Here is a 25,538-nt window from a genome sequence, read left to right on the forward strand (position 1 = left end):
AGGTCATGTATCGGCTCGTCTCCGAGGGCGTGCTGCCGCACACCCCGTTGATATACCGGCACTTGTCCTCCCACCCCGCCCAGGCCCGCGCCGCGAGGGCGACTTCCCGGACCTGATCGACGCCGTGTCGCTGGACGGCATCATGGGCACGGCCCACGGGCCGGTGTGAGGTCCCTACCTGGGGTGACCTGTTGTTTCATGTGCACTGGATGCGCAGCCCGGTGTGCTGGGTGTGTATTCGGCACATGAACAGATACAAGGTTCCGACGTCACCCCACATCGCGTCGGTGAGTTCGCTCGGCGGGATCTGCAGCAGCAGCTCCATCGACAGTGTGCACTCCGTGCAGACTGGCGTTTCATCCCCGCCGTTCGCCCAGTACGGGTATCCGCCGATCGCCACCGCCCCATTGCGCATGTGCGGCGCTCGGGCGCGCTCTTGCGTCAGACCGAGCGCGGCGCGGTCGACGACGTGCCAGTTCGCCCACGCCTCGTGGGAGCCGCTGTCGCCCGGCACAAGGTCCCAGAGCTCAGGGCAGTGCAGGCGCATTCCCACCGCGTCGGGCAGCGACTTCTCCAGGCGTGGCACCGCGTGGCGTTCCTCGAAGTCGGGCTCGGTGCCGTGCACGAGAACCTTGGGGCGCCGCAGTGCGGTGTAGGAACGCACAAGCCAACCGCCCCGTTCGCGTTTTCGTCCCCACGGGCGGCACTTCCAGCAGTAGAAGAATGTGAAGAACGAGACGGGGAGCCTGTCGTGCAGGCCGTCGCGGGAGTGGTCGACCTGCGCGACGAACGTGAGGTCGTCGGCACAGCCGTCGCACAGGGGCCAGGTCTCGCCCTCCTCCACTGTCGGGAACCCGCCGAACCGAGTGGCGGCGAACTCCCGGGTCACATGGGGCTGCGCAGGAACGGGCGGAGGAGCGGTGTGCCGTCGGCGGCGTCCACGCGCACATGTCTCGGGCGGCCTTTGGACTGGCTCGAGTACGGTGCGCGTCCGCATCAGCGGCCGCAACAACTGCACGACGTGTTCCTTCTGAAGTGCGGGCACGCACGCATCGTATGCGGCGGACCAGCAGCCGCGTTGATCGCGTGTTCCGGCCCCGGCCCGAGACCTGGCCGACGCGGTGCGCCCGCACATCAGCGACCTGCGCATCCCCCACGCGCCGTCACCTGGCACCGGCCTGTCCAGACCTCACCGAAGTTCCCGGCGCCGCACCTGAGAGCAGGGGGCTCAGGGCGGCCCTGCTCGGGGATGAGTGCGGCGATTGCACGCGGCTTGAAATTGTCCTCAGCTTGTTCTTTGACCTGCGCGCTGACTGCGGGCAGTCACGGCCCTCGTTCGGTGGCGGCATCGCCCCTGTGGACACCGCCGGTCATCGGTGCTTCGGGCGGCCTCCAGGCGATTTCTGTGGACGGCGGTGGCCGCGGTGGCTACGATCCGCGAATGATCACGGCACTGGACGACCTGACTGTGGACCTAGTACCCCACGCCCAGTCGGTCGCACGTGAGGGTTGGAGGGGCAAAGAGTCGGCGCGCCCACTGAGCCCACAGGGCCTGAGCAGGCCGGCTCCCTGGCCGCGGTCATGCGGGACGGCATCGATGCGATCTATTCCAGCCCGGCGAAACGGTGTGTGCAGACGGTTGAGCCGCTGGCCCGGTCCTTCGGCCTGAGTATTGCGACCGCTCCGGGCCTGGCTACCCCCGATGGCACCTACCAGCCGCGGGAATGGACTGAAGGGTTCTTCTCCCCGTTCCAGCGGGAGCCGGGCGGGGCCTGGATGGCCGGGGCAGCCCTTGCGGTGCTGATCGCGATGGGCAACGTCCACCCCTGTGGCCACGTGGTGGCTTGCTCGCACGGTGACGTTATCCCTGTGCTTGTGGCCCAGGTGCTGGCCCTTTACGGCCATGCGTCCCCGCCCCCCGTCGTGGACCGGGGCGGCTGGCACCGGATGCGGTTCGGCACGGATGCGCTGACCGTCGAGTCCCACGGTCCCGTGGTGTCAGTGCCGAGCACGTGAGCTTGTTCATGAACCTCAGCCCGTGGTCAGCCTGTGGTTGATCACGGGTTTTGACGTTCTCCAGACAGCACAGCGGCCATGGAGTGATCATGTGCGCTGTCGAGACGCTGCTGATCGAAGCCAAGGCCGTGAAGGTGAGTCTGCTGGACGATACTGCCCGCGTCGAGTCCCTGGCCGTGTTGTCCGAGTTCAGGGCCGACTTCTACGATTGCCTGACCGCCCAGGCGGACGCGTTGTTCGAACTCGCCGACGCGCTGCTGTACGCCGATGGACCGGTGAAGTCGCTGGTAGACCTGATGCTGATGCCTGAGCACCGCGCGGCCATGGCGCACTCTACGACGGGCTGAACTGCGGCCGAATTGAGGCGAACTGGCTGCGTGCTGAGCTGGCCGGCCTGCCGGTGCCCCGCACGGACGACGGCCGGGAAGGCTGGCGGTGGACGTCAGCCCCTGGCTGCGATCCGACGCGTCGACGAGCGCGGAGCGGCTGTTCTGCCACGTCTACGGCCGGGCGAAGAGCTCTCGCAGTTCATCCCGGGCTGGCCCTACTCCTTCGTGGTTGCGCTGGAGTCCGGGCGCAGGTCGTGGACGGGGGTCTTGGAGGCGGTCCGGCTCGGGCCCCAGGACGACGCCATCGCGGTGACCGCCGATCAACTACGCGCCGTCGTCGAGCGCTTGGTCGCGGCCGGGCACTGGACCGACGGCGATCCCGGGATCCTGATCGTGATGGACGCCAGCTACGACGTCACCCGACTCGCGTTCGTGCTGGCCGACCTGCTCGTCGAGACGCTCGGCCCAGCCACCCCGCTGGCAGGCACGTGACGCGCTCGACGGAGCGCAGACGGTGATACCTGCCGGGCCCTCTGCGCCGGTCCGAGCCCCTGCCAGCCGCCCTGGGCAGTTCACCGCTACCAGGGCGTGCTGCGAAAGTGGATCGTCTGTCAGACCTGCCTGGGATGCTTCGAGCATGGAGATGACAGTGCAGCTGACGATCGACTGCTCCGATCCGCAGAAAATGGTGGCTTTCTGGGCCGAGGCCCTGGGCTACGTGCCTGAGCCGCCGCCTGGCGGGCACGCCACGTGGCGTGCTTACTGGGCGGCGATGGGGGTGCCAGAGGCGGAGTTGCCGGCCGGTGCCGGGGATATTCCGGAGTCCGTCATCGATCCCGCGGGACGTGGACCGAGGGTGTGGTTCCAGCAGGTTCCGGAGCCGAAGGTCGCCAAGAACCGGTGGCACTTCGACCTGAAGGTCGGTGGGGGCCGTGACATCCCGCTGGACGTCCGCACACAGCGGGTCAAGGCTACGGTGGAACGGCTGGTCAAAGCCGGTGCCACCGTGCTGCGGACCAAGGACGAGCCGGACATGGGGCTCTACGCCGCCGCCATGCAGGACCCCGAGGGCAACGAATTCGACGTCGTCTGAGGGCCGTTGCGACGGTGCTGGCCACAGCCACTCGTTCACGGCTGCGACCAGCACCGTCGCCTCGTAGCGGACGGCGAGTTCGTCGTACCTCGTGGCCACGGCCCTGTGCTTTTTAAGTCGGTTGATCCCGCACTCGACCGCATGGCGCTCGCGGCAATCCACCGCATCGAAACGTGGCGGTCGGCCGCCACGGGAGCCGAGCTTCCTGCGGTTGCGGGCCTGGTCAGCCTTGTATGGGATGGTGCAGCGGATTCCACCTCCAGCAGGCCACCAACGGCCAAGGCGTCGTGCCCCTCGCGACGTGACCAGGCCTTCGCAGACGGGAACGGGGCTACTTGAACGGCCCTCACTCCAGCTCACTCGCTGGTCAGACAGCCTCAAGGACGAAGAACAGGAAGCACAGGAACCTCCGCGCGGCCACGGGCTCGTCGGGGAACAGTTTCTCGGCACCGGGCGCAGTGGGCGGTTCGCTGATGATGGAGATCCGGAAGCCGGATGCGGTGAAGGCGTCCGTCATGGCGTGCAGCGGCCGGTGCCAGTTCGTCAGGACGACTTTCTGGCCGGCGAAGTCGCAGTCATAGGACCACTGGACGGTCGCGAAGTAGTCGTTGGCCGGGTTGATCAGCTTGTAGACCGAGGGATGGTTGACGGACACGATCAGCCGACCGCCGGGCTTCAACACGCGCCGCAGCTCCGCCAGCGGCGCTGTCCAGTCCTCCAGGTAGTGGAGCACCAAGGACGCGACGACGTCATCGAAGGCGCCGTCGGGAAACGGCAGCGAGTCGCCCAGGTCCGCGAGATGCAGGACGGCGTCGGGCCCGAGCCTCTTGCGGGCCAGTTCCAGCATCCCGGCGCTGGAGTCGAAGCCGGTCACGATCGCGCCCCGGTCGCGCAGCGATGCGAACAGGGGTCCGGATCCGCAGCCGACGTCGAGGACCTGCCGCCCGGTCACGTCCCCGGCCAGGTCCAGGATCGCGGGCCGGGCGTAGTAGCCGTTGATGAGGTTCGCCTCGGTGCCGGTCTCATACGACTGGGCGAAGCTGTCGTAGTCGTTGGCCACGGGCTGGCTTGCCGGCCCGGCAGGACTCTCAGAAGTGGTAGTAGGCATGCGGTTCACCCTGGCATGCCTGGCCCCGGCGTCATGGGTTTGGGATGGAGCTGTGACAAGCGGGCCGGGCTTGAGACGGAGCCGTGACAGTTGGGGAAGCCACGCTCCGGCACCTGGCCAGACCGAATCCCACTGGCCCTCTCGGGTGACGATTAATCACACCGCATAGGGAGATGAGTTGTCCGCCCACAAGGACCACCAACTGTCCGCCCACCCAGACGTCCTAATGTCCGTGGACACGCTCCTCCGCTCGGCCCTCGCGCTGCTCCTGGCTGTGGTGGGCGGCGATTTCCGCGCCCCGGGCGATGATCTTCTGTTCCGGGGCGCTCATCTCGACGGGGGCGTACTCCCGTTCCCTATCCGGCAGGGATGTTCCTCAACACGGGGTCGAGCGGCACGTGCTTCGCTCTTCAACTCGTGCCGCCTCAGCGCCATCGCTCGTGACGGATGTCTGCGGAAGCGTCGGTGAGCTTCGCGATCGAGCGGCGGGCGGCGTTGACAGTGACGGTCCGGCGGGCGATACGGGCGAGCGGGAGGTCGCTGGCCGAGTCGGTGTACAGGAGCGCGTCCTCCGGGGCGAACCCCAGCGCCCGGACGGCATTGACCTTTGCTTCGCCCACATTGTGGGCGATGAGTCGAGGCCCTCGTGGGGTGAAGTCGAGCCGGGAAGCGGCCAGGGGGATGCCATGCAACCCGACGCCGTCCAGAAATGCACGCGCGAGGTTCTCCTCCGAGGCTGTCGCTACGACTGTCGGACCACGACTGCGGGCGCATCGGCACCTTGCCACGGCCTGTCTGACCGCTGTCCGGGCTGCCATGGCCCGGCCCGTCACGGCTGCCAGTTCCTCGTACTGGCTGCGGGTCATTCCGCGCAGCGCCAAGGCTACGATCGCCCGGTTCATCGCGGGCTTCAGCGCACCGCCGGGCGGTGCTGCCGAGGCGAGCAAGAACGGTGGGATCGCAGCGGCGAACCGGTGAGGATGGGCTGCCAGGCGGGCTCTGACCAGTGAGGACATTGTGTCCTCGCTGGTCAGGACGCCGTCGAGGTCGAAGATCGAGGTGATGTCGTTGGCCGGGTTCACTGTGGGACGGCTTCGGCTTTCATCTCGACGAGAAGGTCTGCCGCAGCGAGCGCGCTCACCTCGACGAACATCGTGACGGGGAAGATCTCGCCGTGGACAGCGCTCACCGAGGCGAGGCCGACGTCGATACGGCCGAAGATCTCGCGCGCCTGCGCTGCTGCGTCGGCGCCTTCGGCTGCGGAAGGCCGGTTGAGGCGTCTCGATCCTGCCACGATGCGCTGCCACTCCGATTGCCCGAACATGGGGAAAGTTGACTGCTTCTGTCTGTGATTGTGGATGCGGTGGCCGGAGGGAGTCAAGAGGAGGTCCAGACGGGGGCGTCGATGGATCGTCTGCACGACTGCGCCGGAACGGCTGGATTTCTCACGGCGCTCCTCGGAGGGCGGTACCCCTGCCGTGCCGGAGGCGAGGGGGAACTGCCGGCGCCGAAGAAGCGGTTGGCTGTACCGCCTTCAGGCCACGACGATGTTGTCGCCCGCCGCGTCGAGGGCGTCGCTCAGGCCGTCCGGGCAAGGGCTGTCGGTGATGAGGGTGTCGAAGCCGTCGAGTTCGCAGACGCGGTGGGCGGCCGTGCGTCCGAACTTGCTGGAATCGGCGAGCACGTAGCGGTGGGACGCATTGGCGAGCATGGTGCGCTTCGTTGCGACTTCGTCGAGGTGGAAGTCGGTCAGTCCGTAGGAGGCGATGCCTCCGGAGCCCAGGAAGACCGCGTCCGCGCGCAGATTGTCGAAGAACTCGACGGCCTGGGCGTTGGAGCAGGCCAGGTCGCCACCGCGCAACCGCCCGCCGCTGACCAGGACCTCGACGCGCGGGCGGGAGCTGACTTCGGCAGCCACGAGCAGGGAAGGGGTGGCGATGACGCCGACGTGATCGGCGGGCAGAGCACGGGCCACTTCCAGGGCCGTGGTGCCGACATCGATGACGACCGTCTGGTTGGGTTCGATCAGGGCTGCTGCGGCTCGGCCGATGGCCTGCTTCTCGGCGAGGAGAGCGCCCCTGCGCTCATTGAAGGAGGCCTCCTCCCCGACGGGTGACTGGACGGCGGTGGCCCCCCCGTGGACACGCGCCAGTTCGCCGCGGCGCTCGAGGAGGGCGAGGTCCCTGCGGATCGTCTCGTGGGAGACGCCCAGCAGGCTGGTCAGGTCGTCCGTGGTGATGAACTTGAGCCGAGCGATCTCGGCGACGATCCTGCGGTGACGCTCGGCTGCTAGCACGTCCGACCCTCTCTGATTGACTGTTTCTGTGGAACCCTGACTGCATTCTAGGGCTCATGTGACGTGCGGAACGCACCGCCGACGGTCTCAAATCTCTGTTCTTCTCCGCAGCTCAAAGCGTTTTCCGCTAGCCGATCAGCGATGGTTCACCAGGTCGGGAGCGCGAACCCTTGACGGCAAACGGGCAAGGGTCCACACTCTCAGCAGTCAATAGTCCACACAAACGGTCACAACGGGCTGTTGACAGGCGTCGAGGTGGCGCGGACCGCGCGCCCTTGCGGCCACCCCCACGGACAGGCTCCAGCGCATCCCGGTGGGCCTCGATGCCGACCGCATTCGGTTCTTCCATTACTCACTGGCTCCTGCGGCGACGGCGGGGCACTCTGAAGCAGGGAACGAGGTCATGGCCAAATCAGAAGCAGGCGCTCAGGCGCCAAGAACGGCTGAGGGGCAGCAGAGCGGGGCGAACCAGGTGATGGCGCGGGAACTGGGCCGGTACGCCTCGTTCTCCGTGGCGTTCGGGTTCGTGTCGATCGCGACAGGCATCTTCACGACCTACGGCTCGGTGCTCGCCACCTCGGGTCCGCGCGGCATCTGGGCCTGGCCGATCACCGTGATCGGCCAGCTCTCCATCGCCCTCGTCTTCGGAGCGCTTGCGGCGCGCATCCCGATCAGCGGCTACTCCTACCAGTGGGTGTCGCGGATCGTCGGGCCCGTGTGGGGCTGGATCATGGGCTGGATCTCCTTCGCCTTCCTCGGGGTCGTCGTGGTCGCCGTGGACTACACGATCGCCTCCACGATTCTCCCCGAGCTGTTCCAGTACGTCGGCACGACACAGAACGCCTGGGTCATCACGGCCGGCGTGGTGCTGCTGCAGGCCCTGCTGGTCGCCGCGTCCACGCGTACCACGCACAAGGTCAACAGCGCGGCGGTGACAGCACAGCTCATCGGCATGATCGCGCTGACGGTGCTGCTGTTCGTGGTGGGCTACTTCACCGGCAAGCTCGATTTCGCCCACCTGTTCGACACCGGGGCGATCCCGGAGAGCGGCTACTACGGTCTGGGCGAGGGAACCCATGCGGGCCCCTTCGCCTTGGCGTTCCTGCTCGGCGCGTTCACCATCGTCGGATTCGAGTCCGCGGCAAACCTGGCGGAGGAGACCAAGGACCCCGCCCGTGTCATCCCCAAGGCGATGGTCCAGGCCGTCCTCTCCCTAGGCGTTCTGGGCTTCCTCTTCCTGGTCGCCGTGACCGCCGCCGTCGGCCGGGTCGACGGCGCCGCCGAGTCGGCCACCCCGGTGGCCACCGTGATCACCGCCGTGCTCGGGTCCGTGGTGGGGAAGATCCTCCTGGTCCTCGTCGTGGTCTCGATCTTCTCCTGCGGGCTGGTGATCACCCTCAGCGGAACCCGCCTGGTCTACGCGATGTCCAGAGACGAGCGTTTCCCCGGATGGCGCCTGCTCAAGCGCATCCACCCCCGGACGGCGACGCCGCTGAACGCCACGGTGTTCATGATGGTCATCGCGCAGATCATCCTCGCGGTCTTCTCCCGTTCCACCGACGCCCTGTTCCATCTGTTCTCCGCGGCCACCCTGCTGCCCGCCGTCATCTACGCCGGCACGGTCGCGATGTACGCGGCCAAGCGCTCCTCCCTGCCGCCGTCGCGCGGCTTCTCCCTGGGGCGGTGGGAGGTCCCGGTTCTGCTCCTGGCCGCAGTCTGGCTGGTGTACGAGCTGCTCATCTTCCGGGACGCTTCCTTCCGCGGCCCCTGGGCCTACGTCCTGGTGCTGTGCGGGATCGGCGCCGTCTACCTGGCGGCGCTCGTCGTCCGGCGCGGCCGCGCCGCCCTGACCATGCCGGACATGGCCGACGTCGACCGCACCCTGGACAACGCCACCACACCCTCCGCGGCCGACACGGAAGGGGCCCCGCGATGACCACTATCCTCGCCATCGACCAGGGCACCTCGGGCACCAAAGCCATCGTCGTCGACGCCGAGGACGGAACGGTCGCCCTAGCCGAGGAGACCATCCGCCCCACCTACCTGCCCGGGGGAGGTGTCGAACAGAATCCGTACGAACTGCTCGATTCCGTCCTCACCGCCGGCCGCCGGGCCGTGAGCATGGCCGGCCGGCCCATCGACGGCGTGGCCCTGGCCAACCAGGGAGAGACCGTCCTGGCCTGGGACGAAGCCACGGGAACGCCGCTGTCCCCGGCGATCGTCTGGCAGGACAGCCGTGCGGAGAGCATCTGCGCAGAGCTGGCCGAGCACCGCGAGGCCATCGCGCAGCGTACCGGTCTCGTTCTCGACCCCTACTTCTCCGCGCCCAAGATGGCATGGCTGCGCCGCAACCTCACCCGGGACGGGGTGGTGACCACCACCGACACCTGGCTCGTGCACCACCTGACGGGCGAGTTCGTCACCGACGCCTCCACCGCCAGCCGTTCTCTGATCTTCGACCTGGACGGCGCGGCGTGGGACGGGCGCCTCGCTGATCTGTTCTCCCTCGGTGACGAGCGGCTGCCGCGCATCGTCGGCAGCGACGAGGTGGTCGGCACCACGCGCGCCTTCGGGCAGGAGACGCCGGTGGCCGGCCTGATTGTCGACCAGCAGGCCGCTCTGGTCGCCGAGGCATGCCTGGAGCAGGGCACGGCCAAATGCACCTATGGCACGGGCGCGTTCTTGCTGGCGAACACGGGACCGGACCCCGTGCGCTCCAGCGCGGGCCTGACGACGTCGGTGGCCTGGCAGGCCGCGGGGCAGACCCTGTATTGCGTGGACGGCCAGGTCTATACCGTGGCCTCGGCCGTGCGCTGGCTGCAGGACCTCGGTCTTCTTCAGTCCGCCACCGAACTTGACGAGCTGGTCGCGGAGGACAGCGAGGGCGTCATGTGCGTCCCGGCGTTCGCCGGACTCGCCGCTCCGTGGTGGGCTTCCGAGGCCACGGCCTCCATCACCGGCCTCACGCTGGCCACCCGCCGCGAGCACCTCATCCTGGCCGTGCTCCAGGGCATAGCCGCCCAGGTCACCGAGCTGACGGCCCTCGTCGGCCGCGACCTCGGCCGGCCCCTGAACCGGCTGCGCGCCGACGGCGGATTGACCAACTCCGCCGCCCTCATGCAGGCCCAGGCCGACATCGCCCAGCTCCCCGTCGACATCTATCCCAACGCGCACGCCACCCCCCTCGGCGCCGCCGCGCTCGCCCGCTGCGCCCTCGACCCCGCCATCAGCCTCAAAGAGGCCGTCGGCGACTGGCAGCCGACGACCGTCTACGAACCCCGCTGGTCCGAAGACCGGGCCCAGGAGTTCCGCACCACATGGGCACAGGCCGCCGAGGCGTGTGCCACCAAGGGAGACCACTCATGACCCCCACCCCCCACCGCCCTCACCCCGAGGTCTTCGACATCGTGGTGATCGGAGGAGGCATTGTCGGCTCAGCCATCGCACGCGAACTGTCCGGCTACGACGTCTCCGTTGCGCTGCTCGAAGCCCGCGACGACGTCGGAGACGGAACCAGCAAGGCCAACACCGCCATCCTGCACACGGGCTTCGACGCGAAACCGGGCACCCTGGAGTCCCGGCTCGTGGCTCGCGGCTACCACCTGCTGAGCGACTACGCCAAGGCCACCGGCATCCCTGTCGAGCACACCGGCGCCGTGCTGGTGGCCTGGAACCAGGAAGAGCTCGACGCCCTGCCTGGCCTGAAGAAGAAGGCCGAGGCCAACGGGTACGAGCACTGCCGCATCGTGGACGCGGACGAGGTGTACCGGGTCCTGCACGATCTGGGCGAGGGCGTGCTCGGCGGCCTGACCGTTCCCGACGAGTCCATCATCTGCACATGGACCACCAACCTCGCCCTGGCTACGGACGCCAGGCAACGCGGGACGACGATCCTGCTCGAACACGCCGTGACCGGCATCGACGTGGACGACGACGCGACGACGTTGCACACCGCCCAGGGCGACGTGCGAGCCCGCTGGGTCGTCAACGCGGCAGGCCTCGGCGCCGACACGATCGACCGGCTCTTCGGCCACGACCGCTTCACCGTCACCCCCCGCCGCGGCGAGCTGTTCGTGTTCGACAAGCTGGCACGGCCCAAGGTCGGCAAGATCGTCTTGCCGGTTCCCTCCTCCCGCGGCAAGGGCGTGCTCATCTCCCCGACGATCTACGGCAATGTCATGCTCGGCCCCACCGCCGAGGACCTCACCGACCGCACCGACACCGCCACGTCCGAGGACGGCTACGACTTCCTCCTCAGTAAGGGTGCGCGGCTCATGCCGAGCCTGCTCGCCGAGGAGGTCACCGCCAGCTACGCCGGACTGCGCGCCGCGATCGACCGCGACGACTACCTCATCGAAACCGCCCCCGAACAGCGGTACCTCCTCGTGGGCGGCATCCGCTCCACCGGCCTGACAGCAGGCATCGCCATTGCCGAGCACGTCGCCGGGCTCCTGGCGGAAGCCGGTCTCGGGCTCCGCAGCCGCAGCAACCTGCCTGCTCCGCCCCGGATGCCGAACATCGGCGAAGCCACCACACGCCCCTACCAGGACGCCGACCGCATTTCCGAGGACACCGCCTACGGCACCATCATCTGCTTCTGCGAACGGGTCACCGAGGGCGAGGTCCGAGACGCCTGCCACGCCCCGGTGCCCGCGCGCAGTCTGGAAGGGCTGCGCCGACGCACCCGGGCCATGAACGGCCGTTGCCAGGGCTTCTTCTGCGGCGCGGCCGTCGCGGCCCTGCGCGCCCGGCACCAGACCAACGACGACTGCTGCAGCCAGCACAAGGACAACCGATGACCCACCAGCTGCCCCTCATCGAGCCCGATGTCCTCATCATCGGAGGCGGCCCCGCAGGGCTTACCGCGGCCGCCGAACTTGCCGACCGCGGTGCCGGGCGGGTCCTGGTCGTCGACCGGGAAAAGCAGGCCGGCGGCATTCCCCGGCACAGCGACCACACCGGATACGGCCTGCGAGACCTGCACCGTGTGATGACCGGCCCCGCCTACGCCCGCCACTTGGCCGACCGGGCCGCACGGTCCGGAGCGGAGATCCGCACCAGCACCATGGTCACCGACTGGTCCGACCAGCACACCGTGGACGTCACCAGCCCCGAGGGCCGCTACCAGATCTGTGCCCGGGCCATCGTCCTGGCGACCGGTGCCCGCGAACGGCCCCGCACCGCACGCCGCATCCCCGGAGATCGCCCCCAGGGGGTCTACACCACCGGACAACTCCAAAATCTCGTCCACCTCCACCACCAGCCCGTTGGCAAGCGGGCCGTCATCGTCGGTGGCGAACTGGTCAGCTGGTCTGCGGCCATGACCCTCCGCGAAGCCGGCTGCACCCCCGCGCTCATGATCAGCAAGTACCCGAAGGCAGAGTCCTACGGCGCCTTCAACGCCGTCGGCCGCACCATCCTCCACGTTCCGGTCGCCACTCGCAGCCGTGTAACCCAGGTCATGGGCAAGGGCCGCTGCGAGGCTGTCGAGATCGAGCATCTCGACACGGGCAAGCGCCGAACCGTCGAATGTGACACCGTCGTCTTCACCGGCGACTGGATCCCCGACCACGAACTCGTGCGTTCCGCGGGCATCACCCTCGACGAACGCACCCTCGGCCCCCTCACGGACACGGCGCTGCGGACCAGTCGACCCGGAGTCTTCGCCGTCGGCAACTTGCTCCATCCCGTCGACACCGCCGACGTGGCCGCCCTCGACGGCAAGCACGTTGCCCAGCAGGTCATCAACCACCTGGACGGAAGGCGCGAGCCGACCGAGGGGGTCCGCCTGATTGCCGACGCCCCGTTCCGCTGGATCGCACCGCAGATCCTCCGCCCCGGCGATCCGGCTCCGGCCCGCGACCGGCTCCTGCTCTGGACGGACGAGTTCGTCCGTCTCCCCAAGGTGACGGTCCGCCAGGACGGCCGTATCGTCGCCCGCCGGACCCTCGCCTGGCCTGCGGCCCCCGGCCGGGTCTTTCGTATCCCGTCCTCGGTCCTCGACGGGATCTCCCACACCGGAGGTCCCGTCCACATCACCATTTAGTCCGTCACACCATGAGTCTGCGGTGGTGGCCAGTGGATGCTGGCCACCACCGCAGACTCGCTCCGCCTTCAGGTCGCGCGTCAGCAGCTGCGGAGTGTGTCCGCCGTCGGGTGCTTGTCCTTCGAGGAACGCGCTCAGTTCCGCGCAGCCGCGGGTCATCCGCCGACGCTTCGGGGCGGTGGTGAGGCGCAGGTCGATGCCACGCGGTCACCAGGGGGCAGGCGGTGCGTGTCGATGCGGGCGTTGATGAACAACGGGCCGCCTGCCTCGTCCGCGGCCCTGCGGGCCGCCGCGATCCGTGCGACCAGCTCGGCGACGGGACGAAGGGTGTCCTCAAGGTTGATGCCCACACGGCTCCGGCCGCCAGGACGCCGCGCACGGTCTCGCCCACACCGGCGGGATCGGTCGCATAGCCGCGTTCGATGTCGGCGGTGACCGGCACGTCAACAGCGGCCGTGATCCGGGAGATCGCGCCCAGTGCCTGGTCGCGGCTCAACTGATCCCCGTCGCCGTGGCCCAGCGACCACGCGACCCCGGCGCTGGTGGTAGCGAATCGCGGAAGCACCCACGTTCGCCACCACCCGGGCGGAGGCCGAGTCCCAGGAGTTGGCCAGGATCAGCGGATCGCCGGGAACGTGCAAGGAGCGGAACAACTGTGCCTTGTCGAGAAGTGTTGCCATGAGCGGCATTTCACCACGTGCGCCCGATCAACGATCGCTGTTTTCTCTGCGCCGTGATCCGCCGGACAGGACCTAGGGGATGGCCTCCGGTTGACAGAGCCCAGGGCAGCATAGTTACTTAAAGTGTCTGATTAGTTACGTTGTGTGATCGATGGTGATCGTGTCGTCCCCCTACGAATCTGCCGCCGTCCTCCACTCCACGCGAGGAGACCCACCGTGACCACGACCCCCACCCGTCCCACCGCCGTCCCGTCCATCGAGCAGCTGCCCCAGCCGGAGCTGCGCGGGTCCACCGACATCCAGGGCAACATCCTGGCCGCGTTCAACAAGGACTTCATGGACTTCCGCTACCTGCGCTTCCCGGACGCTGCCAAGGGCCGCGGCTGGCTCTCCGCGATCCTCAACACCGTCGCCACAACCAACGAGACAGAAGACTTCAACGAGCAGTTCTCGCTGGCCCGCCGGGCCTTCGGCCGCGACCCGTCGATCACCACCGTCCGCTGCGGGGTCTCCCTCACCTTCGAGGGCCTCGTCACGATCGCCAACAAACCCGATCAGATCAAGAAGGACCTCAGCACCTTCACGTCGTTCTGCGCGGGCGCGGCCGCACGGGCCAAGGACCTCGGGGACACCGGCGAGAGCGACCCCAAGACCTGGTTGTTCGGGGCCGGCACCGGCGACAAGGTCGTGCACGCGGTCCTCATCGTCGCAGCGGACACCGAGGCGCTGCTGAAGGAGAAGCTGAAGAACCTCGACACGGTCGAGCAGACCCACCAGATCACGCGCGTCCATGTGGACGAGGGCCGCACCCTGAAGGGCGATCTGAAGGGTCACGAGCACTTCGGCTACAAGGACGGCATCTCCCAGCCCGGCGTCAAGGACTTCCACCGCGAGGACGCCAGCCGCGAGGGCTTCCGCGACAACCACGCCGGGACCGAGCTGATCGAACCCGGCGAGTTCGTCTTCGGCTACAAGAGCGAACAGGGCGACCGGAAGGCGCCGGCGTGGATGAAGAACGGCTCCCTCCAAGTGGTGCGCCGCCTTCGCCAGGATGTCGCCGGCTGGAACAAGGCCGTGGTGGACGGCGCCAAGAACTTCACCGGCAACATGGACGCCAACCGGCTCGGTGTCTGTCTGGTCGGCCGGGCCAAGGACGGCACACCGCTCGCCCCGCCGTGCAGCGCCGTGACCGGACTCGGCTCGGACCGGAACGGTTTCGACTACGCGAACGACCCCATCGGCCGGCACACCCCCTGGGTCGCGCACATCCGCCGCACCCATCCGCGTGCCTTCGCCGGAATCGTCGACAAGAAGCCGAAGAGCCACCGCCTGATGCGCCGCGGCATTCCGTACGGCCCTGAGTTCAAAGGCGGCCCGGACGACGGCAAGGACCGCGGGCTGATGTTCGTCTGCTACGGCACCTCGCTGGAAGAGCAGTTCGAACTGGTCCAGCAGCACTGGTCCAACGACGACGCGTTCACCCCCGGGGAAGGCCGGTCCGACCAAGTGGTCGCCAACGGCTTCGACAAGGTCACCGGCCTCGCCGGCAAGGCCTCGATCGAGCTCGCGGACGGCACCTTCGGCACGGTCGACATGAAGCGCTTCGTCCGCACCGCGGGCGCGCTCTACGCCTTCACCCCCTCGATCAGCACGCTGCGGCTGCTCGCCGAGGGCGAGGACCTTCCCAACAAGTCAATCGGTTCCTGAGCGGCGAGGAGAAGTTATGAACGAGAGACCCACCGTCGAGGGCGCGGCCAACGACCGCGCCCGCCAGCAGACCTGCTGGCAGCTGGCCCGCGAGTTGCTGCTGGTCGGTCCGGACGACAAGGACCTGAAGCTGCGCTACCTCGACATCCTGATCAAGGAGGGCATCCCGGAGACCGACGAGCCCAAGGACGTGCTGATCGTCGGCGCCGGGATCGCCGGTCTGGTTGCCGGGAAGCTGCTCAAAGACGCCGGGCACAACGTCACCATCCTGGAGGCAAACGCCAACCGGGTCGGCGGGCGGATCAAGACCTTCCGCTCCACCGATGACGAGCAGGACGGCCCGTTCTACGACCCGGTGCAGTACGGGGAGGCGGGAGCGATGCGGCTGCCCAGCTTCCACCCGCTCACCCTGGCCCTGGTCGACAGACTCGGCCTGAAACGGCAGCTGTTCTGCAACGTCGACGTTGATCCCGACACCGGCAACCAGAACACGCCCGTCCCGCCGGTGGTCTACGAGTCCTTCGAGGACGGCAAGGTCTGGAAGTACGGCGAGGACAGCCCGGACTTCCGCGAGCCGGTCAAGCGCTTCAACAGCTGGATCCGCACCAACCGGATCCAGGCCCGCCGCAGCGAGTACGCCGCCGACCCGAGCAGCGTCAACGAGGGCTTCCACCTCACCGGCGACGAGGCGCGGATCACAGCCGGCGAGATGGTCAACCAGGCGCTGGAGCCGGTCCGCGACTACTACTCGTACATCGAGAACGGCAAGCGGGTGCGCAAGCCGTTCGCCGAGTGGCTGGACGGCTGGGCCCGGGTGATCCGCGATTTCGACGGCTACTCGATGGGCCGCTTCCTGCGCGAGTACGCGGGTTTCAGTGACGAGGCGATCGAGGCGATCGGCACGATCGAGAACATGACCTCGCGGCTGCACCTGTCCTTCTTCCACACCTTCCTGGGCCGCAGCGACATCAACCCGGACGCCACCTATTGGGAGATCGAGGGCGGCAGCTGGCAGCTGCCCTACGCCCTCGCCGATGAGCTCCAGGACGAACTCGAAATGGGTGAGCGGATGATCCGGATGGAGTACTGGGACCCGCGCCGCGACGGCGGGGCCGGCCAAGACGTCGGGCCGAACGGGCCCCAGGTCGTCGTCCACACCGTTCCCGAGGGCGACCCAGAGGCCGAACCCACGGTCTGGAAGGGTGACTTCGCGATCGTCACCGTCCCGTTCTCCGCGCTGCGGTTCGTCCAGGTCTCGCCCCCGTACTCGTACAAGAAGCGCCGGGCGATCATCGAGACACACTACGACCAGGCCACCAAGGTGCTGCTGGAGTTTTCCCGCCGGTGGTGGGAGTTCACCGAGGCGGACTGGAAGGGCGAGCTCGACTCCATCGAGCCCGGCCTGTACGAGTACTACCAGCGGGCTGGCGAGGAGGACGCCGAGGCGGCCGCGCTGGCCGCGCACAACGGGCACCGGCCACCGCCCAATCTACCGAGGGTGCTGCTCGGCGCCCACCGGAGCGTGGACTCCAGCCGGATCAGCCAGGAGCAGTTGGAGGTCTTCCGGCACACCCCGCTGCGCCGGGCGAGCGTGCGCCCCGCCACCAACTGCTTCGGCGGCGGTTCGACCACCGACAACCCGAACCGCTTCATGTACTACCCCTCGCACCCGGTGCCCGACAGCGACGGCGGCGGCGTGGTGCTGGCCAGCTACAGCTGGTCGGATGACGCGGTGCGCTGGGACTCGATGGCCGACGCCGAGCGGTACGTGTACGCGCTGCGCAACCTCCAGTCGGTGCACGGCCGGCGGATCGAGGTGTTCTACACCGGCTATGGCCAGACCCAGAGCTGGCTGCGCGACCCGTACGCCTTCGGCGAGGCGGCGGTGTACACCCCGCACCAGATGACCAGCTTCCACCTCGACGTGGTCAAGCCGGAGGGCCCGGTGCACTTCGCCGGCGAGCACGTCTCGCTCAAGCACGCCTGGATCGAGGGCGCGGTGGAGACCGCCGTCCGCGCGGCGATCGCCGTGCACGAGGCACCCACACCACCACCCTCCGCCAAACCGGAGATCTTTCCAGAGGTGCGGGCCGGACGCGCACGCAGAGCGGAGGTGCTGAGCGGATGAGCGGCAACGGCGAATGGACGGTGGGCCGTTACCTGGCCACGAGACTTGAGCAGTTGGGCATCCGGCACCTGTTCGGGGTGCCGGGCGACCACCTCGGCCCGTTCCTGACGATCATGCACGCCACCACCGGGGTGCGCTGGGTCGGTACCCCGACCGAGATCGGTGGCGGCTACGCCGCCGACGCCTACGCCCGGGTGCGGGCCGCCGACGCCGACCTCGCCAAGGGCGAGCAGGGCGTCGCCGCAGTCGCGGTCACCTACGGCGTGGGCGCGTTCAGCCTGCTCAACCCGATCGGCGGCGCCTACGTCGAGTACGTGCCGGTGATCGCGATCAACGCGGCGCCGTCGTACGAGCAGTGGCTCAACTACCAGGCGGTCGGTCTGCTCACCTCGCACATGAGCCAGCGCCGGGAGAGCAATCTGGAGGTCTACCGGCAGGTCACGGTGGACGCGCAGGTGATCTCCAACCCCGGGCTCGCGCCCTCGCAGATCGACAGCGCGATCATCGCCGGCCTGACCGAGCGCAGGCCGGTCTACCTGGAGGTGATGGACGACCTCTGGAATGCCCCGTGCGCCGAGCCGCAGGGCGAACTCCGTGGTCAGGAAAGGCCGTTCACCAAGAAGAACGAGGAAATGCTCGCCAAGGCGGTGGAGGCCTCGGTGGAGCTGGTCGAACGGCTCGGCACGCCGGTGCTGTGGGCGGGCGAGGAGATCGAGCGCAACCGGCTGGAGCGGGAGCTGGTCTCGCTGGTGCAGCTGACCGGCATCCCGTTCTGCACCACCGTCGGCGCGAAGTCCGTGGTCTCCGAGAACACCCCGGGCTTCACAGGCGTCTACAACGGCAAGGCGAGCCTGCCGGAGGTGCGCAAGGCCTTCAAGGCCGCCGGGTGCCGGATCGGCCTGGGCACCTGGTCGACGTCGAAGAACCTCGGCGGCGAGAAGTCGATCGGCGACGACTGGATCGTGGCCGCCCACGAGGGCGTCAGCGTCGGCGCGCAGTACTTCCCGGACGTCCAGCTGGCGCGGTTCGTCCCGGCACTGCGGGACGCGCTGGGTGTTGCTTTCGGCAAGCGGGCGTTCGAAACCGACCTCTTCGCGCTGGCACACGCCAAGGACCGGCAGGTCCCGGCGAGCACGATCGCCTTCCTGACCGGCCTGAGCAGCACGGACTACCCCGAGGAGCTCACGTACGACGGGTTCTTCCGGCACATGAACGCCTTCCTGCTGAGCCAAGCGCAGGGCGACGGCCCGGAGGCCACCTCGCCGTTCACGGTGGTCTCGGACGCAGCGTTCGCACTGCTGGGCTCGATGAATCTACAGATGGCGGAACGGGCGAGCTTCGTGGCGCAGAACAGCTGGCTGTCCATCGGCTACTCGGTCGGCGCGGCCACCGGGGTGGCGCTGGCCCGCCAGCAGCCGCTCAAGCGGCCGCTGGTGTTCGTCGGGGACGGATCGTTCCAGGAGACCTGCCAGGAGCTGTCCACGCACGTGCGCCACCACCTGCGGCCAGTGGTCTTCGTCCTGGACAACGAGGGCTTCTACGGTATCGAGCAGATGCTGGTCAGCCCCTGCTACTACAAGGAGAAGCCGTCCGACGGGGCCGACTTCTACAACGTGCTGCACCCGTGGCAGTACGAGAAGCTGGCAGAGGTCTTCGGCTCGGAGAAGGACCGGATGCACGGGCGGGAGCTCACCACCCACACCGAGCTGGAGTCACTGCTGCTCGACATCGCCGATCCGGGCAGTGACATCAACCACGCCCCGATCCTGGTCCGGGTCCGGCTCAACCGGCACGACTATCCGCGGGCACTCCAGTACAAGATCGACGAAAAGTGCCAATAGCCGCCGTACGGCGCACCGGCCCCGGTCCAAGGATCGGGGCCGGTGCGCGCGCTGCGTCCGTGCTCAGCGAACTGATGGTCCGCGCCCCCTGGCGCAGGACCGGCACCGCCCGCCGGCTCCACGACGAACTGCTCGCGGCCCGACCCGAGTTCGCCAAGGCGAACAGCTCCCCGAGCGGCTCGACGCCGTCCGCCAAGACGACCTGCCCGGCCTCCGCGCCCTCGCCGCGGGCCACGATCGCGACGTTGTCGTCGCCAACCTGACCCTGCCCTGGAGTTAGGCGTCGTCAAGGGCCACGTCAACCGAATCAAGATGTTCAAACGCCGGATGTTCGGCCCAGCCGGCTTCGCCCTACTCCGTCAACGCGTCCTGCTCTACTCGTGAAGCACAGGTCAGACCACACGGTCAAGGAGCCCGAAGCCCTCCGGGAACAGTTCCGAGAACTCCCGCCACACGGGGTCGGACTCCGCTTCGGCCATCGTCCCGAGCCGGTCGATCAATTCACTCCGCTGGCCGCTCGACAACTTGCCGGCCAAGTGGGCGACACCCTCCCGGACCTTGACCGCGTCGTCCGGATCGATCTGCTCGTCTTCGCTGCCCTCGACGAACCACAAGACGTCGACCAAGGCTTCGGTCAGGGCTTGGCTCAGAGTCGAGTACACGGACATCCAGGCGGGCTCCCAGCAGGCCACGGCAGCAGAGCCCGGCCATCCCACTACACACCACCGACATCACACTCCGTCAGCCCTCCACGGAATGTGGGCCAGAGCCACTACTCGTGGATAAAGCCATGAATCGCATCTCCTGGCGATCCGGCATGCTTGTGGCGTATCTGACAGGACAGCAGATATCGGGCACCACTGACAGAGGGCCTCCAGCGTCTGGTCCTCGCCGCCGTCCCGTACGTCGACTGCGGCGTTCTTGCCCGCCAGGCCTTCCGGGAGGAAGAGCGGCGCCGCAGCCTCGCCGCCTTCCTGGACGGCTGGGACGCGGCGGGCGGGGCAGCGACGTCCTAGCTTGACGTTTATCCAGTCGGGCTGGCGATGAGGGCGGTGGGCGGGTTCGGTTTGCTCTGTTTCCCGGCGGGGTGAATGCGTGCACGGTGCTTGTTCTTCAGGCCGATTGGCCGACCGGGGCCTGCAATGGTGGATTTCGGTGCTCTGGCCGGCTGAGGGGTTGTCCCGTGGAGGCGGCGAAATCCTCGACGGACGCGTGCGGGTGTGAGGCGCCCTCGACGTGCGGGCCGTTCCCAAGGATTACGGAGGTCCTCCGCGAGGGGCCGGGCGAGACGGAGCTGGGCATAGGCAGCTATGACGAGCCAGGTCCAGCGGTCGGCGGCGGCCGGCTCGCGGAGTTTGGGTGTAGTCCACCCCAACGTCTGCTTGATCATCCTGAAGGTGTGCTCCAGGTCGAATCTGCGCAGAAACGCCTGCCAGAGCCGGTCCACGTCCCCGGCAGCAGCGGCGGTGCCCGACCACCACAGCCAGACCGGCCTCGGGCTGCGGTCTCCACGGAGGTGGTCGACCTGAAGGCGGATGACGGTGCCTTCAACGACCGGCAATTCTCCCTTGGGGTAGTCGGCCCAGGCCGAGCGCCGGACCAGTAGCGGGTGCAGCCGGTCCCAGGCAGTGGCGACGGCTTTCCCGTAGTGGGTGGTATCGGTCACCGTGGTGACGGACGGGGGCGGCTGGGTTGCCGCGACCTCGAACGCGAACTCCGCTCCGCGCTTGGGCTTGCGGCCGACCTTGCCCGGCGGCTGCGGCGGGGGCGGGAAATACAGCACGCGGTCCGATCGCATCCGACCCAGTATCTCCACGGGTAGGTCCGCCAGCAGGAAAGCTAGGCGGGCCACGTCGTAGCCGGCATCGGCGACGACCAGGACGGACGGATCCCCGACCTGCCACCGGCCCGCCCCATGCAGTCGCTGGAACATGTCCCGGATCTGGGCTGCGGTGACTGCGGTCGCGTCGTCCCAAGGACACAGCCGGACCACGTCCAGCATGGCGGTCCACGACGTCCGACCCTGCTCCAGAGCGGCCACGAAAGAGTAGGGCCACCCGGGGATCATCTGGGGCCGTGGCGGGCAGGCCGGCGGTGCTGGTGATCTGTTCCCGGATCGTGAAGCGGACGGTCATTTCGGCGCGGTGGTTGGTGGCGGTCATCAGGTGGCGTCGGGGCCGGAAGTGGGGTGAGATGTCGCTGAACGCGGACAGGAACCGTTGGGCTCCGCCGAGGCTGCGGAAGCCCTTCATGGCGCGTTCTCGTTGCCGGGTCGGCCGGCGGGAGTTCTCGGCCCGGTTGTTGAGGCCCTTGTGGGAGCGGTGCTCGACGGAAGGCATCACGTCGCGGTGGGCGGCCCCGTAACTGCGGAGCTTGTCCGTGACCAGCACCCGCGGCACCGAGCGGGTCTTGAGGAGTTCGCGGAAGAAACGCCTGGCCGTGGCCTTGTCGCGTCTGTTCTGTACGAGGATGTCCAGCACGTTGCCGTTCTGGTCCACCGCGCGCCACAGGTGCTTCAGCTCACCGTTGATCTTGATGAAGACCTCGTCCAGGTGCCATTTGTCGCCGGGACGGGAGCGCCGGCGATGCAGCGCGTTGGCGTAGGCCTGATCGAACTTCAGGTACCACCGCCGGACGGTTTCGTAGGAGACGACCACGCCGCGCTCGAGCATCAGTTCCTCGACCTCCCGGCGCGACAGCGGAATCCGGTGGTACAGCCACACGCAGTGGGAGATGATCTCGACGGGTACCGGTGCCCCCGGTACGACGGCGACACGGACGACACGGGCAGTCCCCTCCCCGATACGACCTCCGCGAAGATCATCCCACGCCGGTCAGTCAACGTGACGACGCCAACGGGAGGGCTCCGGCGGATCATCTGCCGGAGCCCTCCCGTTCTGTACTGGACCAGGGGTGGGCCTGAGCAGATGCCTGCCGGAAGCCCGCTGGATGTTGGGGACCTGCTGGTGCGTCCCCGTGTCCGGGCCGTCGGGGTGTCGTTGTGCCGATGATGGCTTCTTGCCCGGGAGTGGGGCGCTCTATTGGGTGTCCGGCTCGGGTCCGACGAGAGGGGAACCGCATGATGGCGAAGTCGTTCGTTTGGCGGGCGATGACGGCATCGGCGGTCATCGGCCTGGTCATGGGTGTGGCGGCTGTGCCGCAGGCGGTGGCGGCCGGTCCCGCCGCCCACGGGGGAGAGCCGTACGTGACCAAGCCGTGCCCCGGTGATGAGCAGTACTACCCGGACGCCGCCCCGTCGAAGTTCTGAGAGTGCAGCAACGGCATCGCCTACCTCTTCGACTGTCCCGCCGGCCTGCACTGGGACACCACGCTGCTCACCTGTAACTATCCCGAGCAGGCGGGCCGCCAGAACCCGCCCCGGACCCACAGCGCCCGACGGGCAGCGAGCTCTCCGGACCCGGGCGTAAGCCAGCGACTGGAGATCAAGCACATCCAGGGACAGTTCATCACCCACACCATCGTCAAGCCCTCGCGAGACGGCAGCGGAGAGTCCGTTCACTGATGTGACGGTGCTTAGTTCTCTGGTAGTTGGGTCGCTCTGGTCTGGTGTTTCATGTTTTGGGTTGGTATTTGAGGGTGGGTGTGATGACACGCCTCTGGGTAGACGGTTTCTCCGCCATGTCTGGCTGGTTTGTTTGTGCTGGTCAGGGGCGTGTGTGGGTGAGGTAGGCGGTCAGGGGTTCGCCGGTGGCGGGGGCCAGGATGTCGAGTCCGAGCCGGTGGGGCGATCCGGCGACGGTTTTGTTGGTTGTGTGGTGCGCGCCTGGTGACAGGGTTGCCAGGACGCGGGCGAGCATGACAGTTTCGGGGTAGATCACCGGATCACGGGCCAGGAGCGCGGCTGAAGCGCTTCCTGCACGGTCCAAGTGCGCGTTGGCCACCACGAGGTGGTTCAGCCGGTTCAGCCACCGGCTGGTCAGATGCTGCTGGTGGTCGTACCAGCGTGTGGTGATCGCGCGTGCCGTCATCCAGGCACTCGCAGTCCGGGGGTGATGCTGAAGACGCTGGTGGGCTGCGGCGAGTCCGGGAACGGCCCAGGTGTGGAGCGTGGGCGTGCGTCGTGGGTCGGGGGCGGCTGCTGACGGATCATCGAGTGTGCCAGGGCGCCGGTAGCTGGCGAAGGATGACGGCCCGCACGTGAGTTGTGGTCAATTTGCCTGTCGCGAGACGATCGCGCCCCGGGTGGACGGGGTAGAGCAGTATCGACTGATTCAATTACGTCAGGGAGCCGATGAGTACGAAGCCCGCACGTCCACGCAATCTGCTCAGATACCTAACGATCACATCCATCACCATGATCGTTGTGGGGCTGTGCGGCTTCGTCGCGATCACGATATTCATCATACCGAACCACACCAAGGTGATATCTACCCTGAAGAGCCATGGAGTTCAGACCCATGCGAATGTCACGAGATGCCGGCAAGCCCTCCACGACGAAAATGGTGGCGAACTGTCTGTCACCTGCTGGGTGCGCTTTACCCCGTCCGGCGGGCGTTCCGTTGAATCTCCGCTGCAATTTAAGACACATCAGGTGAGGGACGGATACCCCATGGTAGTCGTGTACGACCCGAACGATACCGGCACAGTCGCCCTTCCCTCGGACCTCGGCTACTGGAATACCCTCACCAGGAACACTATCGATTTGCTATTGCTGCTCATCTCAGCAGCAATGGTTCCGCTGGGAATCGCAGGTATCGCCCTGCGGAGGCTTTTCGGGCGCCTCGCGAAGCGGTACACGGGAAATTTCGATGAAATTGACCAGATCGCCACTCGGCATCTCAGTCCGGACGTCGCTCAGGCCATGGCTCAGGTCTGGACCCGGGGCAAACCTTCCGGAAAGTGAGTAGGCATCCAGGCCGGTCCGCCGTTCGCGTCCAGCCATGCGGCCGGCAGCCCCGGCTCCACCGAGAAATCGAGATCCCACTCGATTACACGAATCTGGAACGCAGTTGCCGGTGGAGCAAGCGCGAGTCAGCCTTCACACGTCCAGTAGATCTCTGCCAGAAGAACCCCGATAGGTACTGAAGTCCATCGAGGACTTCCCCTCACTCACAGTCGGTCGGTCCCGCGCAACTCCGTATGCCTCCTGCTGATCGCTCATGCTGTTCCTCCCTCTCATCGGTTACCAGCGCATACCGAGCCTGTCGAGGTCCGCGCGGCGTTGTCCGGTGAGTTTGTCGGCGCGCTTGCGGGTGTTGTCGAGCCTTGTGCCAAGCTTGTCCATCTCGGCCCCGTCAGCGTGTTCCTGACGGCCTGCCGGAGCACCGCCCGTCTCCAAGCGTTCAACGTGTTCGCGGGGTACACGCAGGTGTCTTTCGCGTGTGTGGTACTGCTGTGCGGCGCGGAGGTTGAGGGACCATGTGGTGTCCTGTGTCTGTTTCACCGGCCGCTCGTCCTCTCCGGCCGGTTCCGAGCTAAGGATGTTTTCCAGGAGCCATTGCTGGGCGGGTGCGAGCCGTTCCCATCCGTGCCGCTGCGCGTTCACCCCACCGTCCGAGGTCTTCGCCCTGGACGACTGCCTCACCCGCGGCCACGGGCACGGCCCCACCACCCTGAACGTGGGCCTGGACGAGCCGGAAGCAGCGATGCCACCCTGCATCCCAGGGGGCCGCTGGGTTGATCGGTCCGCGAGTCTTGATCGCTGCCGAGCCTGCTGATTGGCTGGCCGGTATGACTGATCTTGGACCCGTCGCCTGGCCGCCTGCCCCGATCAGGACCGAGAGGCTCGTGCTCCGTGAGCCCGAGACCCGGGACCGTGCGGCGTTCATCGAGCTGCTCGCCTCGCCAGAGGTGCACACCTACCTCGGCGGCCCCCGGCCGCGTGAGGAGCTTGAGCGCGAGATGCCCGGGGCGCCCGAGCGGTGGCCCGGGAGCTTCGTCGTTGATCTCGACGGGGCGATGATCGGCCAGATCCTGCTCAGGAGAGCACCGGAGCACCGTCGCCCGGCTGCCGAGGGGAAGGTCGATCTCGGCTACCTGTTCCTGCCGAGAGCGTGGGGATTCGGATACGCCGCCGAGGCGTGCGCGGCGGCACTCGACTGGTTCGACGGCGTCCTTCCCGGCGAGCCGGTGGTGCTCACCACCCAGACCGCCAACGTCGGCTCGATGCGCCTCGCGGCAAAGCTGGGGTTCACCGAGGTAGAGCGGTTCCAGGCCTGGGACGCCGAGCAGTGGCTCGGCATGTGGTCCCCGGTCACGCCGTCCGATTGAGCTCGTGTTCGACAGCGCGGATCCGCAACTCGACAGCACTGTTGGGACGGAGCCCAGCGCTGT

22 protein-coding genes and 4 pseudogenes are annotated in these 25,538 nt (G+C 67.8%); 15 read left to right on the forward strand and 11 right to left on the reverse strand.

Annotation, left to right across the window (positions count from 1 at the left end; translation table 11 throughout):
- Positions 1–196: 196 nt before the first annotated feature.
- Positions 197–889, reverse strand: a complete 693-nt coding sequence (locus tag ACFV8T_RS26815; protein WP_385332095.1) for a DUF1963 domain-containing protein — start codon at positions 887–889, stop codon at positions 197–199.
- Positions 890–1,509: 620 nt separating this feature from the next.
- Here ACFV8T_RS26815 and ACFV8T_RS26820 point away from each other — a divergent pair.
- From ACFV8T_RS26820 to ACFV8T_RS26830, 3 genes and pseudogenes are all read left to right on the forward strand, one after another.
- Positions 1,510–2,016 carry a histidine phosphatase family protein gene (locus ACFV8T_RS26820; RefSeq protein WP_385332097.1) on the forward strand — a complete coding sequence of 169 codons (507 nt, stop codon included), beginning with the start codon at positions 1,510–1,512 and terminating at the stop codon, positions 2,014–2,016.
- A gap of 170 nt (positions 2,017–2,186) precedes the next feature.
- A pseudogene (locus tag ACFV8T_RS26825) lies at positions 2,187–2,810 on the forward strand (transposase); the annotation flags it as partial.
- 172 nt (positions 2,811–2,982) lie between these two features.
- Positions 2,983–3,438: a VOC family protein gene (locus tag ACFV8T_RS26830; protein WP_385332100.1), complete on the forward strand. Its 456-nt coding sequence runs from the start codon at positions 2,983–2,985 to the stop codon at positions 3,436–3,438.
- Between the two features lie 367 nt (positions 3,439–3,805).
- Here ACFV8T_RS26830 and ACFV8T_RS26835 read toward each other — a convergent pair whose 3' ends face one another.
- From ACFV8T_RS26835 to ACFV8T_RS26850, 4 genes are all read right to left on the reverse strand, one after another.
- On the reverse strand, positions 3,806–4,546 hold the full coding sequence (locus ACFV8T_RS26835; RefSeq protein ID WP_385332103.1) for a class I SAM-dependent methyltransferase: 741 nt from the start codon (positions 4,544–4,546) through the stop codon (positions 3,806–3,808).
- Between the two features lie 425 nt (positions 4,547–4,971).
- Positions 4,972–5,628, reverse strand: a complete 657-nt coding sequence (locus ACFV8T_RS26840; RefSeq protein WP_385332106.1) for an HAD family hydrolase — start codon at positions 5,626–5,628, stop codon at positions 4,972–4,974.
- A complete protein-coding gene (locus ACFV8T_RS26845) occupies positions 5,625–5,966 on the reverse strand; it encodes a hypothetical protein (protein WP_385332109.1) in 342 nt (113 codons plus the stop codon). The genes ACFV8T_RS26840 and ACFV8T_RS26845 overlap by 4 nt, the downstream gene beginning before the upstream one ends.
- A 114-nt stretch (positions 5,967–6,080) precedes the next feature.
- The gene (locus tag ACFV8T_RS26850; RefSeq protein WP_385332112.1) at positions 6,081–6,842 is read right to left on the reverse strand and encodes a DeoR/GlpR family DNA-binding transcription regulator; all 762 of its coding nucleotides are present in this window, start codon (positions 6,840–6,842) and stop codon (positions 6,081–6,083) included.
- A 403-nt stretch (positions 6,843–7,245) separates the two neighbouring features.
- On the opposite strand from ACFV8T_RS26850, the gene ACFV8T_RS26855 reads away from it, so the two are divergent.
- Genes ACFV8T_RS26855 through ACFV8T_RS26870 form a run of 4 tightly spaced genes read left to right on the forward strand, consistent with a single transcriptional unit; the run spans position 7,246 to position 12,888 of the window.
- Positions 7,246–8,778: an APC family permease gene (locus ACFV8T_RS26855; RefSeq protein ID WP_385332115.1), complete on the forward strand. Its 1,533-nt coding sequence runs from the start codon at positions 7,246–7,248 to the stop codon at positions 8,776–8,778.
- Positions 8,775–10,208 carry an FGGY family carbohydrate kinase gene (locus ACFV8T_RS26860; RefSeq protein ID WP_385332117.1) on the forward strand — a complete coding sequence of 478 codons (1,434 nt, stop codon included), beginning with the start codon at positions 8,775–8,777 and terminating at the stop codon, positions 10,206–10,208. The genes ACFV8T_RS26855 and ACFV8T_RS26860 overlap by 4 nt, the downstream gene beginning before the upstream one ends.
- Positions 10,205–11,641, forward strand: a complete 1,437-nt coding sequence (locus ACFV8T_RS26865; RefSeq protein ID WP_385332120.1) for an NAD(P)/FAD-dependent oxidoreductase — start codon at positions 10,205–10,207, stop codon at positions 11,639–11,641. Before ACFV8T_RS26860 ends, ACFV8T_RS26865 begins: the two co-directional genes overlap by 4 nt.
- The gene (locus ACFV8T_RS26870) at positions 11,638–12,888 is read left to right on the forward strand and encodes an NAD(P)/FAD-dependent oxidoreductase (protein WP_385332123.1); all 1,251 of its coding nucleotides are present in this window, start codon (positions 11,638–11,640) and stop codon (positions 12,886–12,888) included. Before ACFV8T_RS26865 ends, ACFV8T_RS26870 begins: the two co-directional genes overlap by 4 nt.
- Positions 12,889–13,079: 191 nt before the next feature.
- Here the strand turns inward: ACFV8T_RS26870 and ACFV8T_RS26875 are convergent.
- A pseudogene (locus ACFV8T_RS26875) lies at positions 13,080–13,568 on the reverse strand (isocitrate lyase/phosphoenolpyruvate mutase family protein); the annotation flags it as partial.
- A gap of 216 nt (positions 13,569–13,784) precedes the next feature.
- Here ACFV8T_RS26875 and ACFV8T_RS26880 point away from each other — a divergent pair.
- From ACFV8T_RS26880 to ACFV8T_RS26895, 4 genes are read left to right on the forward strand one after another with little or no spacing between them, the layout of a single operon-like run.
- The gene (locus tag ACFV8T_RS26880; protein WP_385332126.1) at positions 13,785–15,275 is read left to right on the forward strand and encodes a Dyp-type peroxidase; all 1,491 of its coding nucleotides are present in this window, start codon (positions 13,785–13,787) and stop codon (positions 15,273–15,275) included.
- 16 nt (positions 15,276–15,291) lie between these two features.
- Positions 15,292–17,403, forward strand: a complete 2,112-nt coding sequence (locus ACFV8T_RS26885; protein WP_385332129.1) for a flavin monoamine oxidase family protein — start codon at positions 15,292–15,294, stop codon at positions 17,401–17,403.
- Complete coding sequence (locus ACFV8T_RS26890; protein WP_385332132.1) at positions 17,400–19,244, forward strand: alpha-keto acid decarboxylase family protein; 1,845 nt, start codon at positions 17,400–17,402, stop codon at positions 19,242–19,244. Before ACFV8T_RS26885 ends, ACFV8T_RS26890 begins: the two co-directional genes overlap by 4 nt.
- Positions 19,245–19,303: 59 nt before the next feature.
- Positions 19,304–19,507 (forward strand): hypothetical protein, encoded by a 204-nt coding sequence (locus ACFV8T_RS26895; RefSeq protein WP_385332134.1) that lies wholly within the window; start codon positions 19,304–19,306, stop codon positions 19,505–19,507.
- 129 nt (positions 19,508–19,636) lie between these two features.
- Here ACFV8T_RS26895 and ACFV8T_RS26900 read toward each other — a convergent pair whose 3' ends face one another.
- The 3 genes and pseudogenes from ACFV8T_RS26900 to ACFV8T_RS26910 all read right to left on the reverse strand — a co-directional run.
- Positions 19,637–19,912, reverse strand: a complete 276-nt coding sequence (locus ACFV8T_RS26900; RefSeq protein ID WP_385332137.1) for a hypothetical protein — start codon at positions 19,910–19,912, stop codon at positions 19,637–19,639.
- Between the two features lie 356 nt (positions 19,913–20,268).
- Positions 20,269–21,315, reverse strand: a pseudogene (locus ACFV8T_RS26905) (transposase); the annotation flags it as partial.
- A gap of 70 nt (positions 21,316–21,385) precedes the next feature.
- A pseudogene (locus tag ACFV8T_RS26910) lies at positions 21,386–22,068 on the reverse strand (IS6 family transposase); the annotation flags it as partial.
- Between the two features lie 255 nt (positions 22,069–22,323).
- Here ACFV8T_RS26910 and ACFV8T_RS26915 point away from each other — a divergent pair.
- Both ACFV8T_RS26915 and ACFV8T_RS26920 read left to right on the forward strand, forming a co-directional pair.
- Entirely contained in the window at positions 22,324–22,512 is a 189-nt protein-coding gene (locus ACFV8T_RS26915) for a hypothetical protein (protein ID WP_385332139.1), read from the forward strand.
- Positions 22,513–22,527: 15 nt separating this feature from the next.
- The gene (locus tag ACFV8T_RS26920; RefSeq protein WP_385332200.1) at positions 22,528–22,767 is read left to right on the forward strand and encodes a chitin binding peritrophin-A domain-containing protein; all 240 of its coding nucleotides are present in this window, start codon (positions 22,528–22,530) and stop codon (positions 22,765–22,767) included.
- 142 nt (positions 22,768–22,909) lie between these two features.
- On the opposite strand, the gene ACFV8T_RS26925 is transcribed toward ACFV8T_RS26920, so the two are convergent.
- Positions 22,910–23,233: a hypothetical protein gene (locus ACFV8T_RS26925; protein WP_385332142.1), complete on the reverse strand. Its 324-nt coding sequence runs from the start codon at positions 23,231–23,233 to the stop codon at positions 22,910–22,912.
- A gap of 263 nt (positions 23,234–23,496) precedes the next feature.
- Here ACFV8T_RS26925 and ACFV8T_RS26930 point away from each other — a divergent pair, with 263 nt between their 5' ends.
- The gene (locus ACFV8T_RS26930) at positions 23,497–24,108 is read left to right on the forward strand and encodes a DUF3592 domain-containing protein (RefSeq protein WP_385332145.1); all 612 of its coding nucleotides are present in this window, start codon (positions 23,497–23,499) and stop codon (positions 24,106–24,108) included.
- 279 nt (positions 24,109–24,387) lie between these two features.
- Here ACFV8T_RS26930 and ACFV8T_RS26935 read toward each other — a convergent pair whose 3' ends face one another.
- Positions 24,388–24,750, reverse strand: a complete 363-nt coding sequence (locus tag ACFV8T_RS26935; protein WP_385332147.1) for a helicase associated domain-containing protein — start codon at positions 24,748–24,750, stop codon at positions 24,388–24,390.
- A 185-nt stretch (positions 24,751–24,935) separates the two neighbouring features.
- On the opposite strand from ACFV8T_RS26935, the gene ACFV8T_RS26940 reads away from it, so the two are divergent.
- Positions 24,936–25,475 carry a GNAT family N-acetyltransferase gene (locus ACFV8T_RS26940; protein ID WP_385332150.1) on the forward strand — a complete coding sequence of 180 codons (540 nt, stop codon included), beginning with the start codon at positions 24,936–24,938 and terminating at the stop codon, positions 25,473–25,475.
- Positions 25,476–25,538 lie beyond the last annotated feature (63 nt).

This window comes from Streptomyces sp. NPDC059832 (assembly GCF_042731715.1).
Lineage (GTDB): Bacteria > Actinomycetota > Actinomycetes > Streptomycetales > Streptomycetaceae > Streptomyces.

Excerpts from the sequence above, each read along its gene's own strand:
- ACFV8T_RS26930 (WP_385332145.1), top strand. The coding sequence starts at position 23,497 with ATGAGTACGAAGCCCGCACGTCCACGCAATCTGCTCAGATACCTAACG.
- ACFV8T_RS26855 (WP_385332115.1), top strand. The coding sequence starts at position 7,246 with ATGGCCAAATCAGAAGCAGGCGCTCAGGCGCCAAGAACGGCTGAGGGG.
- ACFV8T_RS26940 (WP_385332150.1), top strand. The coding sequence starts at position 24,936 with ATGACTGATCTTGGACCCGTCGCCTGGCCGCCTGCCCCGATCAGGACC.
- ACFV8T_RS26830 (WP_385332100.1), top strand. The coding sequence starts at position 2,983 with ATGGAGATGACAGTGCAGCTGACGATCGACTGCTCCGATCCGCAGAAA.
- ACFV8T_RS26865 (WP_385332120.1), top strand. The coding sequence starts at position 10,205 with ATGACCCCCACCCCCCACCGCCCTCACCCCGAGGTCTTCGACATCGTG.
- ACFV8T_RS26885 (WP_385332129.1), top strand. The coding sequence starts at position 15,292 with ATGAACGAGAGACCCACCGTCGAGGGCGCGGCCAACGACCGCGCCCGC.
- ACFV8T_RS26870 (WP_385332123.1), top strand. The coding sequence starts at position 11,638 with ATGACCCACCAGCTGCCCCTCATCGAGCCCGATGTCCTCATCATCGGA.
- ACFV8T_RS26915 (WP_385332139.1), top strand. The coding sequence starts at position 22,324 with ATGATGGCGAAGTCGTTCGTTTGGCGGGCGATGACGGCATCGGCGGTC.
- ACFV8T_RS26890 (WP_385332132.1), top strand. The coding sequence starts at position 17,400 with ATGAGCGGCAACGGCGAATGGACGGTGGGCCGTTACCTGGCCACGAGA.
- ACFV8T_RS26860 (WP_385332117.1), top strand. The coding sequence starts at position 8,775 with ATGACCACTATCCTCGCCATCGACCAGGGCACCTCGGGCACCAAAGCC.
- ACFV8T_RS26925 (WP_385332142.1), bottom strand. The coding sequence starts at position 23,233 with ATGACGGCACGCGCGATCACCACACGCTGGTACGACCACCAGCAGCAT.
- ACFV8T_RS26900 (WP_385332137.1), bottom strand. The coding sequence starts at position 19,912 with ATGTCCGTGTACTCGACTCTGAGCCAAGCCCTGACCGAAGCCTTGGTC.
- ACFV8T_RS26835 (WP_385332103.1), bottom strand. The coding sequence starts at position 4,546 with ATGCCTACTACCACTTCTGAGAGTCCTGCCGGGCCGGCAAGCCAGCCC.